Annotated in this window: 8 protein-coding genes; all 8 read right to left on the bottom strand. The window is 47.3% G+C overall.

Annotated elements, in window-relative coordinates; genetic code table 11:
* Nucleotides 1-497: 497 nt before the first annotated feature.
* The 8 genes from ABUL11_RS05725 to ABUL11_RS05690 all read right to left on the bottom strand — a co-directional run bounded on the left by ABUL11_RS05725 (nucleotide 498) and on the right by ABUL11_RS05690 (nucleotide 12,919).
* On the bottom strand, nucleotides 498-9,443 hold the full coding sequence (locus ABUL11_RS05725; protein ID WP_350282905.1) for a glycoside hydrolase family 94 protein: 8,946 nt from the start codon (nucleotides 9,441-9,443) through the stop codon (nucleotides 498-500).
* A 296-nt stretch (nucleotides 9,444-9,739) separates the two neighbouring features.
* Nucleotides 9,740-9,907 (bottom strand): DUF1328 domain-containing protein, encoded by a 168-nt coding sequence (locus tag ABUL11_RS05720; RefSeq protein ID WP_350282904.1) that lies wholly within the window; start codon nucleotides 9,905-9,907, stop codon nucleotides 9,740-9,742.
* An 83-nt stretch (nucleotides 9,908-9,990) separates the two neighbouring features.
* On the bottom strand, nucleotides 9,991-10,272 hold the full coding sequence (gene smbP / locus ABUL11_RS05715) for a small metal-binding protein SmbP (protein ID WP_350282903.1): 282 nt from the start codon (nucleotides 10,270-10,272) through the stop codon (nucleotides 9,991-9,993).
* A gap of 79 nt (nucleotides 10,273-10,351) precedes the next feature.
* Nucleotides 10,352-10,690: a small metal-binding protein SmbP gene (smbP, locus tag ABUL11_RS05710; protein WP_350282902.1), complete on the bottom strand. Its 339-nt coding sequence runs from the start codon at nucleotides 10,688-10,690 to the stop codon at nucleotides 10,352-10,354.
* Between the two features lie 38 nt (nucleotides 10,691-10,728).
* On the bottom strand, nucleotides 10,729-11,037 hold the full coding sequence (locus ABUL11_RS05705) for a hypothetical protein (RefSeq protein ID WP_350282901.1): 309 nt from the start codon (nucleotides 11,035-11,037) through the stop codon (nucleotides 10,729-10,731).
* A gap of 31 nt (nucleotides 11,038-11,068) precedes the next feature.
* Nucleotides 11,069-11,356, bottom strand: coding sequence for a PepSY domain-containing protein (locus ABUL11_RS05700; protein ID WP_350282900.1), 288 nt, complete (start codon nucleotides 11,354-11,356; stop codon nucleotides 11,069-11,071).
* A gap of 151 nt (nucleotides 11,357-11,507) precedes the next feature.
* On the bottom strand, nucleotides 11,508-12,602 hold the full coding sequence (locus tag ABUL11_RS05695; RefSeq protein WP_350282899.1) for a hypothetical protein: 1,095 nt from the start codon (nucleotides 12,600-12,602) through the stop codon (nucleotides 11,508-11,510).
* Between the two features lie 173 nt (nucleotides 12,603-12,775).
* Nucleotides 12,776-12,919 carry a CsbD family protein gene (locus ABUL11_RS05690; RefSeq protein ID WP_350282898.1) on the bottom strand — a complete coding sequence of 48 codons (144 nt, stop codon included), beginning with the start codon at nucleotides 12,917-12,919 and terminating at the stop codon, nucleotides 12,776-12,778.
* Nucleotides 12,920-14,516 lie beyond the last annotated feature (1,597 nt).

Genomic DNA, 14,516 nt, shown 5'->3' with positions numbered 1-14,516 from the left:
CTCGTAAAACGAAGCACGGCTCTGGTGAAGTTGCACTAGCCGATGGGGGTTTATACTTCTGAGAATTGAGTATCCCGATAGAAGACGTTTTTGCTCATACCTCTCAATTTGGCGAGCCTGATTTTGGCAACGTTCCTGCAACCTTTGATATCATTGATAAGGCTGAGAACGATAGTCTTGCCTAAGTGTTTTTGCCATGTTTACCTTGAAGTCGACGAGCACCGAAATAAGATTTGTCCACTTTAACTGCGCTGGATAATTCATAGCTGGGTATCTTGATGGCAATCAGCTGCCGCAGGCGCATGAAAAATTATGGGGCTGAACACCTCCCAATTTCGCTGCAGCTAGTGAGTGCTGTTCCCAGCAACGAAATGCTCTATCGGCCGACTCTGTTGCCGATACTATTAACCTGTTCTTGTGTTCATGCATTGTAGCTCTTAACCTCTTTAACGAATCTTAGCTACTTCAGTCCTTTATTTTTTATCTACCTTAGCCCATTAGTATGGCTGAGGTAGGGCTACAATATTTACTTCGGCTATGTGGTCGCGACGATCCCCGATCAGCGGAATAGTTTTGTCGGGCTGCTCGATACCATCTACTGTAACGCACATTGTACCGTTCTGCCCTGCATCGCTACTGTCCGTTTGTGTCACGGTGATATGGTAGACAGTTTCCCGATAGCGGTAATGCAGTTTGAACATTTTCCAGGATGCGGGCAGACAGGGACTAAAGTGGAGTTTGTCCACCTCCAGCCGCAAGCCGAGCAGAGATTCCACAATCAATCGGTACATCCAACCAGCAGAACCCGTGTACCAGCTCCATCCCCCGCGACCGGCATGCGGCGAGACTGCATAGACATCGGCGGCGATAACATATGGCTCAACTTTGTAAATCGCCACATCCGCGGCTGATTTTGCATGGTTTACCGGATTGATCATGGCCAGTAATTCCCATGCACGCTGATTATTACCTAAAGCTGCGAACGCCATGGTGGCCCAGATAGCGGCGTGGGTATATTGTCCCCCATTCTCGCGTACGCCTGGCACATAACCTTTAATGTAGCCTGGGTCCATATCCGATGTATCGAACGGCGGATCCAAGAGCTGGATCAATGCGTGATCGTGCTGCACTAATCGCGCATAAACCGCATCCATGCCCCTACGTGAACGTATGGGATCGCCCGCCCCGGAGAGTACCGACCAGCTTTGCGAAATCGAGTCAATTTGGCAGTCGGTATTAAGTACTGAACCCAGTGGAGTACCGTCGTCAAAGTAGGCACGGCGGTACCATGCCCCATCCCAGGCATTTTGCTCGATGCGCTCGCGCAATTGTTCAGCTTCGTTCTGACACTGTTCGGCAAAAGATATGTCGCCCTGCCGTTGCGCCAGATCAGAGAAGCGCGTCAACACTTCATACAGGAAGAAACCAAGCCAAACGCTTTCACCCTCGCCGTGTAAGCCTACCAGGTTCATGCCATCGTTCCAGTCTCCGGAGCCGATCAGCGGCAGACCATTCTCACCAAATTTCAGGCCGTGCTGAATAGCGCGTGTACAGTGCTGGTACAGAGTGGCTGACTCAGCGGAGTGTCCTGGCAGATCATAATACGACTCCTCCGCGGGACTAACAGGGCGGCCCTCGAGAAAAGGGATAGACTCATCCAATATACCCGTATCGCCGGTGCTCAGCACATAGCGACATACTGCCAGCGGCAACCAGAGATAATCGTCGGAGCAACGGGTGCGCACGCCACGGCTTGACGGTGGGTGCCACCAGTGTTGTACATCGCCTTCTACAAACTGATGCGCTGCGCACAGCAGTAATTGCTCACGTACGCATTGCGGCTCAGCGTGAAGTAGTGCCATTACATCCTGCAACTGATCCCGGAAGCCGAAAGCGCCGCCTGACTGATAATAGCCACTGCGCGCCCATAGGCGACAGGCAAGGGTTTGATAGACGAGCCAGCCATTAGCGAGCACGTTGAGAGATGAATCGGGGGTTTCCACCTGGACCGCACCGAGAGTGTGGTTCCAGTATTGCCATACCGCTTCGAGTGCAGTGCGTGCGGCGGCTGATCCGCGAAAACGATGCACCAGACTGCGTGCATCTTCGGTTCCATGCCTGCCGATTTGCCCTAAGCGAAAAATGATTTCGCGTTCTTGCCCGTCGGCTAAGTCGAAACTTATTTGGATCGCAGCGCAAGGATCCAATGCTGCCCCTACTTTGCCGGAAAGACGTGTATGCGCCATTGCTGCCGGATTCCTGAGGGAGCCGTTGCGTCCAATGAACTCCGTCCGGTTGCAACTGATCGAGCGATTGACCTCATCCGCATCGAAGAAAGCAACCCGGCCAGTGAATTCCGTATTGTAAGGATTGTGTGCGAACAGGGCACCGCTATCGGAATCTACTTCGGTAGTTACGTGCATAGCCGTTTTCGACCGCAAATCGCCCAGTACCCACTCCACGTAGCCAGTCGCAGAGAGCCGCCGAGGGCGACCTGATATGTTACGCACTTTCAATACTGAGAATTTGACCGCTGCATCCATGGCCACGTATACCCACAGCTCGGAGACGATGCCTCCTTCTGTATATTCGAACACGCTGTAGCCAAATCCGTGTCGACTGACATAGGCATTCACACCGGGGCAGGGTAGCGGTGTGGGCGACCAAAAATGGCCGCTTTCTTCATCACGCAGATAGAAAGCTTCCCCGCTCGTATCGGATACCGGGTCATTGTGCCAGGGGGTGAGACGAAACTCGTGCGCGTTCTCGCTCCAGGTATAAGCTTGGCCGCTCTCGGAAATGACTGTGCCAAAATTCGCATTTGCCAATACATTTACCCATGGCGCGGGTGTTACTTGTGCGGTTGTGGTGGTTATGACGTACTCGCGCCCGTCCCGTGTGAATCCACCCAATCCATTGTGCAGAATAAGGTCGCGCTGCGGCAACAGGCTGCTGTCAGGAAGATCAGCGTGGTGAATTTGGCTCGGTCGGAAGCGAGGCGTCCATACTTCCTTCGGACGGCGGCGGGTCATCTGCTCCGCCAGCGTTCCTTCGTTGTCTGTTATGATCGCGCGCGCAACTGATAAGAACAGAATACGGTCTTCATTCGATATCTGTTCTGCGCGTCGTACAAAGATGCCTCCCGGTCGATCAATAACATACGCTTCAGTGCCTGCTGCGATTAAACCCATAATTTGATCCTGGAGCAATTGCCGGTAACCGGCACGGTCTTCGTTCCAGATAACCAGATCTACTACTAACCCTTTGAGTCGCCAGTAAGCGTGAGCCTGGACCAGTTGACGCGCCAATTCGATATTGGCTAAGTCACTAATCTGTAGCAGAACGATAGGGAAATCACCAGAAATGGCATAGCTCCATAAACTGGATTGTCCTCGATGATTTTGCATCAGAATGCTGGCTTCAGCGCGCAGCAAACTATGAGCATAAATAACAAAATTGGCCAGACGTTCATAGAGTTGTGCATCGGTCTCGCTCGCGTTGAGTTGGCGTAACACTACTTGGGCATGTGTCCAGGAGACATCAAAGACACGATCTGCAAGCCTTCTATCCTGATATTTTCCAATCAGATTCAATGTAGCCTCACGGGTTTCCCCAATGCCGCTTACCAGATCGAAGGTAATTGTTTGCTCTGGATCGAGTGTAACGGCATGACGAATGGCGACAATCGGATCCAGCACTGAGCCCTGGGTACCCGAAAGCATTTCTGATGATGCATCACTCAGTGCTTGCGGGTCAGCGGTAGTGTGACGGCGGCCAATGAATTGCATGCGATCTGTTTCATAAGAGACGGCATCGATATCTGCTCCATGTCCTGTCATCATGTGAAACATCCAGCATGTTTGTTCGCCAGCTGAGCGCGGTCGGCGTGTGCAAAGTATCGCGTGATGTTTTTCGTCGATCTCGGTCTGCACGAACAGCTTGCTGAAAGCCGGATGCAGCATATCTGCGGCAGGGGCGGCAAGAACTACTTCCGCGTAACTGGTTATCGTGATAGTGCGGTGGGTTTGGGTGCGGTTGGTGATGCGTATGCGCCGCAGCTCGATATCATCTTCCGGCGATACTGCGATCTCGGTGTAAGTCTCGAAATTGCCATCATCTATAGAATCGCGCCGGCGAAATTCAGCACGTCCCTCCGAGAAAATTACTTCGTAATGCTGTGGCTGTTTCAATGTGGGCTGATACGTGGTTGACCAGATTTCCCCGCTCTGCTCGTCGCGCAGATAACAGAACGACCCCCACTGGTCGCAAGTCGTGTCTTCACGCCAGCGTGTGATCGCAAGATCTTTCCAGCGACTGTAACCGCCGCCAGCGTTGGTCACCATCACATGGTAGCGGCCGTTGGATAACAACTGAACTTCCGGCATTGGGGTATTAGCATTATGGAAAATGCGAATCGGCGCTTCCTTGACACGAGGAGGCAGTTGAATGGCGGAAAATTGAGCTGTGCTCGGAAAAAATTCTGTGGCTTTGGGAATCCGTTCCTGGAGCAGAAGTAAGGTTGCCTGGAACAGCGGAACCGAATCGAAGCGCTTCTGCATGGGACGATCCAGCAGAAGGTAGGCCAGGGAAAGCAAACTCATTCCCTGGTGATGTGCCATATAAGATCGGACCACGGTGCTCGATTGCTGACGTCGTTGACGTGAGGGAGTGTAATCGATGGCTTCATAAAAGCCGAATTTCCCTTCCACTCCTATCGCAGCGAGTTGTTGCAAATTCAGACACGCCGGCTCGGGTGCTACCATGAGTGCCAGCATGGTGGCATAGGGGGCAACGACCAGATCATCAGCGAGTCCACGTTTGAGTCCAAGGCCGGGTACGCCAAATGCCCGATACTGGTAGTTGAGATGGACGTCTACCAGATTGTAGCCAGATTCTGATATCCCCCACGGTATGCCATGCTGTCGTCCATATTCAATCTGCCGTCTCACTGCTGACTGATAGGTCTGGTCAAGTAGCGTGTTATCAAAGGTGGGCATTACCAGGAGCGGCATCAGGTACTCGAACATCGATCCGCTCCACGATAAAAGAACGGGTTCGCCACCCACAGTCGTGAGCAGACGTCCCAACGCAAACCAGCTTTCCTGCGGCAACTGTCCTTGCGCGATCGCGACGAAATTCACTAATCTTGCTTCCGAAGCCAGTAAATCATAGTAACTCGTGTCCCGCCTCAGTTCATCTACGTTGTACCCAATTGCTAGCAGATGCGATGATTTATCGTATAAGAAGTCATAGGCCATGTAGGCGAACTCGCTTGACTGCATGGCAAGTCGTTCGGTAGTCGCAATCCGTTCAGTGGCACGGTGGCTCGCTTGTGTGATACAGCGTCTATACGCATGAAGCCACTCGTGTTCCGCGGATGTTGAAATCTCCGCAAGGGAGACCTCGAGCCATTGTTCGATTGCCGGCAGTAACTCAGCTTCAATGCCTGCCAATTCCCGCAATGTTGGGATTGCGGCGATACCGAAAGTATCGTTAATGCCACTTGGTGGGGCCGGCAATACTAGCCAAGGAGCGAGGAAGGTTAACTCGTCAAGAGCAGTGCGACATTGCCGAATCAGTGCACGTGCCCACCAAACCACATCACTTTCGGAAGTTGTTTCAGAGATGACTGCACTGGCATGATCCAAGGTCGGGTGGTGCGTGGAACGCTTATCCTCATCTATTTCCAAATATCTTCCGCTTTCTGTGTGCCATTTTTCATCGGCCGATATGAGCGTATTTCCTGTTTGAGAGAGCGGTTGAGCATCAGTCGCAATGCTGTCGGCAAATGCTTCTGCACGTTTTACCAATTGATCAAGGCGTTGCCATGCCAGTGCGAGCGTAGCAGGCGGAGAATCGCATATAGAGTTGATATCTTCCTGTAATGAAACGAGCAGATCCGAACGAGTATTTCCGGTCGCATCTAATAAAATTCCTAGCGTATCGTGGAGTCCGTGGAACCAGCGTACGTTGAAGATTTCTTCGTCAGCAAGCATACACAGGCCTGACTGCAGGGTGAGCAGATGACCTGCGAGATTTCCGCTGTCCACCGTCGAAACATAAGCTGGATGTAGCGGTTTCAATGATTGTGTATCGTACCAGTTATAGAAATGACTACGATGCCGTTCCAGCGTTTGCATAGTGTCGAGGGTACATGCCGTGCGCTCGATAAGTTGGCCAGCCGTAATATAGCCGAAGTCATAAGCAGATAAATTCGCGAGTAGCGCCATCCCCATATTGGTCGGTGAAGTGCGATGCGCAACAGAGGCATCACGATACTCTTGATAATTATCCGGCGGCAGCCAATGATCTTTCGGACCTACAAAAGTCTCAAAGAACGCCCAGGTTTTTCGCGCAAGCTTGCGCAAGAATACGATCTGCGCAGTCGTCAGTCGTGCCTCGCGGCGTACGAGCGGTTGACCGGTCCACCAGACAATCACGGGCGAACTTAGCCATAGCAGCAGGAAGGGACTCGCTATCGCGAGTGTGGCAGGCCTGAACAGTAACAGATAAAGTATTGCACCACTGGCAATCAGCGGGGCGATCCACATTGCGCGCAAAGCGGCGGTGAAATTCGTGCAGTTATGACGTGCGGCTTCGCACGAGGGATTCCATTCGAGCAGCCGTTTATGGGTAAATAGCATACGCCCCACGGTACGTACGATTGCATCCAGGCTGAACCAGGCTTCGTACGGAAGACACGTCAGCGTAAAAGCCGCTTGCGCCAGGCGTTGACTTGCCATGTCAACTACACCGGTAAGATGTTGCCGGAATGGGACATCATGTGGCCGACGAAAAATATCCACAACTGATGTGAGCAAAGGTGGAATTAGGAGGGTACCGACCACTGCCAAGGTCCAGAGCCCGGGTGAATCAAACACGGTCCAGCCTAGCAATAGCAACAGCGTTAACACTATCGGTACCAGACTGCGCCGCAGGTTATCGAACAGTTTCCATCGCGACAGATACGAAAGTGGGTTTTTCAGCCGATGTTGATCAGGAGCGGGAACGTGAGGCAACAGCCAGCCCAGCAATTGCCAATCGCCACGTATCCAGCGATGACGGCGGCTTACATCCACACTGTAATGCGCAGGATAATCCTCATACACATGTACATCGCTCAATAAGCCGGCGCGTACATAACATCCTTCCAGCAAATCGTGGCTTAAAATCCTGTTTTCCGGAAAGCGCCCATTCAATACCCGCTCGAACATATCTACATCGTAGATGCCCTTACCAATAAACGAGCCTTCGCCAAATACATCCTGGTAGACATCGGAGATGGCGCGAGTATAAGGGTCAATGCCGGCTTCACTACCATACAATTGCGCATAACGCGAATGATTGGTGCTCCCTACGCTTATGCTTACGCGTGGTTGGAGAATGCCGTAGCCTTCGTACACGCACTGTAACCGTTCATCGTAGTATGGACGATTAAGCGGATGAGACATGGCAGCCACAAGCTGCCGTGCGACGCCGCGTGGTAGTTGCGTATCTGTATCCAAAGTGATGACATACTTAATGTTCGCGAGGCAAGTGGTATCACCGATGATGCGTAAGAAGCGTTTGTCGGCATTGCTGTGCATTTCGTCGCGCAGCAATGCATTCAGGTCGGCAAGCTTACCGCGTTTACGTTCGTAACCCATCCAGATACGCGCTTGCGGGTTCCAGCGGCGCGGGCGATGAAAAAGAAAGAAAATACTTTTTCCTGCGACAGCATATTTCGTATTGAGCATCTCGATTCGCGTCTGGGCCAATTGCAACAACGGTTCATCTTCGGCGAGTGTTTCTTCATGCGCATCGTGAAAATCGGTCAACAGGCCGAAATAGAGGTTGTTATCCTGATTCGCCAGAAAGTGTACTTCGAGTGCTTCAACCAAGTCATCAACGCTTTGCGGATTAGTAAGCATACTCGGCACGATGACTAGCGCTCGAGATTGCGCCGGGATGCCGGTAGAAAAATCCATGCGCGGCAGCAGATGTGGGCATACAAACAAGGTTGTCAGCCAATTTACTAGGGTAAGTGCTAACTGACTCGCGGGTAATAATGCGAGGATACCGATCAGCAGCGAGAATTCGTTCGAGAGGCCTTGAATGTACGTGATAGCCATTAGGCCGGTACTGAACAGCAGTGTCAGGAGTGCGATTAGACCGAGATACAAGTCCAATGGGTGCTGTGATCCCATTTTCATGAGTGTTTCAGTGACAGAGAAGCGTACTTGTATCTTTGCTTCGAGTTCGTGTAAGCCTCGATCAATCAGGTAGAAGCCTACATGTGCTGCACGTTCGCCGCCAGTCGGATGTGTTGCTGCCTGAGCCTCATGCGCAAGTTGCACCACATTTCGTGCTACCTCAGCTTCAGTAAGGGAACTTCGCTTTGTAATCTTTTCAATCGCATGACGATAGCGATCACGGGTGGAAAAATCCATTTTGCCGTAAATTCTGCTCGGATCTTGGCGCAATATTTGCTCGACAATACTCATGCTTTCGACAAATTCGCGCCAATCCATTCCTCCCAGAAGACGTAGACTGCCGATACTGTGGCTAATGGAAACCTGGTCGGCAGCCTGATGCTGATTTCCAGACTGGATCAACTGTTCGATAGTCAGTCCTGACTCGGCAAGCACTTGTTCGATCCAAGACAACGGCAATGCAAGGGTGAGACCATGCCCTTGCAACTGGCGCGTAAATTCTGATACGAATGAAGTCGACATGGGTGGTTGCGAGCGGGCCATGTCTGCAAGTACTACCACCAGGTTTTTCGGATCAGTCTCCGCAACCGTTACCATTCGCTCTGCCCAGGCGTTAGCGAGATTGTAGTCGATGCTGGCAGCGGCGATGCGAATGGCAACACGTCGTAGATTCTCGATCAATGCTAATCGCAACATGATGGGAATAGCCCATAGCTCACCCAAATTAAGCATGCTGACCGTTTGATAAGCTGCCACGAAACGACTGAGATTTTCCGAGTCCACCCGCCCGTCTCCGTGCGAAATAATCTCTAGCGCGATATCGTATACACGTGGCAGCCCTGCCGAAGGGCTATTTAATAAGCAGGGCAATTCACGGCTATATCCCTTCGGCATATGGCGCCTGGCGATACGGATCTGTTCTTCGACTAAATAGAAGTTATCAAGCAACCATTCACTGGCTGGTGTGATCTGCTGGTTGGCTTTTACCGCTGTCGTAAGCCGGCGGCAAACATCAATCAAGATTACTTCGTTTTCCGCCAAGCGCTTCATTAAGTGATCCTGCAAGCATGCCTGCGGCAATGTATTATGTATGCCCGCAAGATGTCTGCCATGCTGTTCCATCTGTTCAGCACTGAATAATTCTGAACGCAGTGGCAGCTCATCGAAGGCATCCTTTAGAGGAATGCTACTATGCAAGCTGGTACTCAAACGGCGTAAATATCGGAAAAAACGATAGTCATTGGTTTTCATTTAATGCTCCGATTAAATCCAGAAAAACCGGGCAGAATGGAACCAGCGAAAACTTCGGGGCAAGCTTCGAGATAAAGGTTTGTCGATGGAGTGGTTCCGTAACCGGTTGGAGACCAGGGTCATCATTGAGATAAATAACAATGAAGTCAGCACGCACTCTGGTCTGAACTACCTGGCCTCGTTCCAGTGTGTGGCAAACTGACTAATAATTCAACACTGTTGATTAGAATTTCTAGTTTGCCGGGGTAGAAACTCCTGCAAAGAAGTTTATTTATAATGGCTGTTCTTTTTTTCCTCTATGGACCAGGCGGCCTTTTGCCGGTGATGAAAAAGACAATGGAAATAATTAGTCCTACAACAAAAACAATCCATGCAATTTGTACTGCCGTTCCAGCAATGCCCGTAAAACCAAGGACACCTGCAATCAAGGCAATAATTAAAAATGTAGCTGCCCAGCTTATCATTTTGTAATCCTTTTAAAAGTTATCGGGTTTGTTTGGAATGACGTAGAATCGTTCCGCCATTCCAAACTTTTCATGGGTTTATATTATTTTGCAGCTTGTTCAGCCTGGTAGAATTTGTCCAGAGCCTCATCGACAGCTTTTCTTGCCGAATCAGCTTCATCATCCTGAGACTCCTGCAGAGCATCATCCAGACATTCCAAACCTTCCTGGATATAATCATCTTCCGGCTTTTCTGATTGGGCTGCAGTGGCATGTTTTTTTGCTTCTTCCACATGCTGTGCAATAGTTTTTGCGTCTATTGCCCGTACAGCTTCTTCCGTGTGTCTGATGGCTTCTTTCAAATGAGAAGAATTATCTGTATGCATTTTGTAATCCTTTTAAAATTATTCGGACTTGGAACGACGTAGAACCATTCGGTCATTCCGGTCTCTCATTCATGTTTGTTTACTTTCCAGCCTGATTAAACTTGTCCAGAGCGTCACCAGCGGCTTTTCTTGCCGAATCAGCTTCGTCATTCCGAGATTCACGCAGGGCATCATCGAGGCATTTCAAACCTTCCTGAATATGCTTGTCTTCCGGCTTTTCTGATTGGGCGGCGGTGGCATGTTTTTTCGCTTCTTCCACATGCTGTGCAATAGTTTTTACATCTACTGCCTGCACTGCTTCTTGAGTATGTTTGATAGCTTCTTTCAGATGTGAATCATCTGCATGAACATTGAATGAACTGACCATGAATACGACCGGAACAAGGATGCTTGATAAGATTGATAATATCTTTTTCATGATTTTTCCTTTCTCATTAAATCCATCTTGGATATTGATTAATATCTACCAGGGTGGCTGCTTGGCGGAGGTGAGTTTTGAGGAGAGGAGGGATCCGATGGCTGTAAGGAACGTTGTTTTTCAGTGGCATCAAGGTCTTTCACCGACCCATCTATTCCTCTCATGTCATCTGCATTTTCATCTCGGTCAGTTTCATCCGTTTTATTAGTTTCAGTTTTTTCAGCTTTATTAGCTTTTTCGCTATTTACTCGATCGTCGTTTGTTGATGACGCTGCTAATGTGAAATTACTTCCGACCAAGAGAATTCCAGATACTAATATTGCTGTAAATAAAGTTTGAGGTTTCATTTTAAATATCCCTTTAGTTTTATAAAAAAGATTAGTCTTCTTCCAGATCAATTAACCTGCCGCTCTCATCTACCTCATATTCAATTTCGGTACCATCTGCCTTTTTGACTTCTACTTTATAAACCTTCAAGCCTTTTTCCTTTGTCAATCGTTCTTCAACATTTTTAATATTCCCACCTTGTGTATTTTGAAGGATCGCATCCTGTACTACAGGAGGTAGTGTTGATAACTCAACGTCTTTATCAAGCAACCCCGCAAAAACTGTCGTGGTAAAGAAAGAGGTAACTAATAATATTGATAAGATATTTAATTTTTTCATGATAACTCCTGTTAATTTGATAAGTTAAAAATGGCTAATGCACTATTTGTTACTATACAAGCGCGATTATTACTTCCGCCTGTGCAGCTCTAAATACTTATTTTTATTTCATAAGTACTGATCTGCTCTTTTAAATCGAGATATCATTCCTTTAAATAGCCCGATCTTTACACCGAGTACCCAGATGTGCTCCACCTATGCAGGCAAGCAAGGCTGCCAGATAGCTGAGGATAATGGCCCACAAGGCACCTGTTGCATATTCTTTAGCCTTTTCGGCTTTCTCCTTCATTTCATCAGCAACTACTTCTGCTTTTTCCTGAACCTTTTTAATCACCTTGTTGAGTTCTGCTTCATCTATATCGAGATGACTGCTCAATATTTCTTTCGCTTGTTTCTCATTACCTTGAATCAGAGCAATAGCAGCAGCGGCAAAAATCTGTGGATCAGTTCGATCAATCATTTTTCTTATCCGTTTTTCCGCTGATTTCTGATCAGAATGTTGATAATTGTCGTTTTTATTTTCCGAAGAGGATTTACCTTCATTCTCATCTGAAAATTTATTTACATCCCGATCAGAAGAGAAATCTGTCTGATTGTCTGATCCGTTTTTTTCTTGGCTTTTCTCATTAGTTGAAAAAGATTGATTAGAATCCTGCGCACTTTTTTCTTCATCATTGGAATTTTGCTCAGCTTGAGTGAGTGCTTTCGTAATCCCTTGCTTCAGAGATCCAACAAGTGGATACAGGAAAGAATTATCCGAGGATTGAGTGTTTCCATCATTGCTACTCTGCGCGGCAATGATAGTTGCTGTGTTAAAACCTGTAGATGCTGCGGATTTTGCCGCACTGGTAGCGGTGCTTACAATGCTGCCAACGCCTATGGCACTAAATATCATGCTGATAATAATCGTGCATGACCATAACACTACTCCATGCAACGTGCCGGTGGGTTGATCCAGTTTTCCTGATACCTTGCCGGAGAGGAATCCACCTAAAAAATAGGTGATTACTGCGGTTACTATCATCCATAACGTTGCTGCTACACCAACTGATTTTGCTTTACCTGTCATATCATTGGCTTGAAATTGCTCGATATCGATAATGCTCAAGCCGATTGCAGAGCTAAAGGCGAATAACAACCACCCTACAGACAGGATCAATACCAGTCCTGCAAATATTGCTCCCCAGTTAATTGTAAAACCAGGATATGAATAGTTATTTCGTAATACTTCTTGATTTGTCGACATGTTTTGCTCTCCTGGATGCACTCCAGCAATAATTTTTATCTCTTGTTAAAGTTAAAATTCATTCTGGTTTGCATCGGTAATAAAATTTTTAGAAATAAATCTGCAAATAGCTCATAAATAATGGATTTATTATTCTTGTAAATGCATTAATTTATACAGCGGTTAGGATTAAGTTACTTTCCATCGCTGTGGTATGTACAAGAAAAATTCTCAACTTGCTTTTCAGCTTCTTCTTTCTTAATTTCGTATTTAGCCTGAATCTTTCCATCCAGCTGATCATGTTTTCCTCCAATAACATCCAATTCGTCATCGGTCATGTCACTCCAGTTTTCTTCGACTTTATTTCAGTTCATGATTAAGCTCCTTTATCGAATTTCTTTATTCAAAATCTCAAAATATAGAGGGTAGGAGGGATTAATAAGCTTCTTCTCTTTTTTTAGGAGGTTGTCTGTTTCTATAAAGTTATCTCTGGATTTATCAATATTTATTTCAATATAATTATGTGCTTGTTCATCGAAATAAGAAATCTTATATCTTGTCTTGTCACTATTTCTCATGTGATTTACCTTTACTAAAACTAAAATAATGAATCGTGACTAATGGCTATATCAATATAGAGATTAATTGGCTATTAATAATGGCAAACACAAATCATAAAACTTGTGCAAATTAAATCATGATCCTATAAATAATTGATAGATTCACGTTTACTAGTGGAATTAGTATTTCTTGACTACTAACATCTAAAAATTTATTTATCTTATTTTCATAGAATTACAAATATATATATTGAATTTATTGAGAATCGGAGTGGAATTGACCTATCCCGCCGTAAGCTTTCTTCTTTAATAGACAATATTAAATAGAATTTTGGGATCTCTTTTTGAATGGAGAGCTTAATGTAGAAAAGCAGATTTACAGAAAGTTAGATCGTAGCGGTGCTTAAAGAAGGTGAAACTAGTGTGCAGGCTCCGAATTGAATCATTTGCGCGAGTTGGAAGTCGAGGATGACAGGTTGTGCAAGCTGTTGGTCGATCAAGGCCTTGAAATTGGGATATGAAAGAGATCAACACAAAATTATGGTAAGTACGCAGATCCGATTGACGCAGGTGCAGTATGCCGTCCTTTGTGGTGTCTTCTGCCAACGCGGGGCTTGTGCGCTGATAGAAATATCCCATTCCAGTCTGTATTACATACATATTGAGGATGCTAATGAAGGACGAGCCAATGGTTCAACCAATGCAACGCTTCGGATCACGCTGTTGTGCGTATTCCTGGGTAGGAAAGGCATCCAGGTCGCAAGTAGCAGTGCTCGCCTGTGGAGTCCACACTACAATGAGATTCGGCTCCATTTCAGCCTGAACTAACTAACCCCATGTCAGTTCGTGGGTTATCTGAACAACAATTGCACAAATGGGCACATACCAAAGCAGTCAGAAAACAATAAAACCAATCCGTTGAGTAACTCTTTGAGATCGAGTCATTTTATGTGATGTAGGCAATACAACGAAAACCGCCGCCATGAATCCCTGGGGAATATCCCACCGACGCAATTATTTGATAGAGAAGCTTACGATTTGATCGATAAGTTCTTGATGGTTCACTACGGAGATAATGCTGCAAATGAAGGGTTTTTTGGCTTGCTGAAATGAAAGCGGGCGAACCGCGAGACATACTGGAGGATGGATAGGGCCAAAGTGGATTATTCAATTACATTGAACGCTTCCATAATCCGCGAATGAGATAGTGAGTTGCCGGAAGTAATCGGGTGTTTCAACTCTTTTAGAACTATTCGGGTAAGTTCGTGTAAATAAGATAGAACCCTAATCAGGATTTGGAACTTCCCCGAATCCTAGTACTTTATACAATATTACAGGAGTGGTAGCATTCTCACTTTTAATGGTTGAAGGAAGT

It is taken from the genome of Nitrosomonas sp., assembly GCF_040256045.1.
Taxonomy (GTDB): Bacteria; Pseudomonadota; Gammaproteobacteria; order Burkholderiales; family Nitrosomonadaceae; genus Nitrosomonas.
Note: the sequence above shows the minus strand (reverse complement) of the source record. Positions and strands in the feature narration are given on the sequence as shown.

What these genes read in the sequence shown, in the direction of transcription:
- ABUL11_RS05725 (WP_350282905.1), bottom strand. Translation starts at nt 9,443, where the DNA reads ATGAAAACCAATGACTATCGTTTTTTCCGATATTTACGCCGTTTGAGT.
- ABUL11_RS05690 (WP_350282898.1), bottom strand. Translation starts at nt 12,919, where the DNA reads ATGACCGATGACGAATTGGATGTTATTGGAGGAAAACATGATCAGCTG.
- ABUL11_RS05700 (WP_350282900.1), bottom strand. Translation starts at nt 11,356, where the DNA reads ATGAAAAAATTAAATATCTTATCAATATTATTAGTTACCTCTTTCTTT.
- ABUL11_RS05720 (WP_350282904.1), bottom strand. Translation starts at nt 9,907, where the DNA reads ATGATAAGCTGGGCAGCTACATTTTTAATTATTGCCTTGATTGCAGGT.
- smbP (WP_350282903.1), bottom strand. Translation starts at nt 10,272, where the DNA reads ATGCATACAGATAATTCTTCTCATTTGAAAGAAGCCATCAGACACACG.
- smbP (WP_350282902.1), bottom strand. Translation starts at nt 10,690, where the DNA reads ATGAAAAAGATATTATCAATCTTATCAAGCATCCTTGTTCCGGTCGTA.
- ABUL11_RS05695 (WP_350282899.1), bottom strand. Translation starts at nt 12,602, where the DNA reads ATGTCGACAAATCAAGAAGTATTACGAAATAACTATTCATATCCTGGT.
- ABUL11_RS05705 (WP_350282901.1), bottom strand. Translation starts at nt 11,037, where the DNA reads ATGAAACCTCAAACTTTATTTACAGCAATATTAGTATCTGGAATTCTC.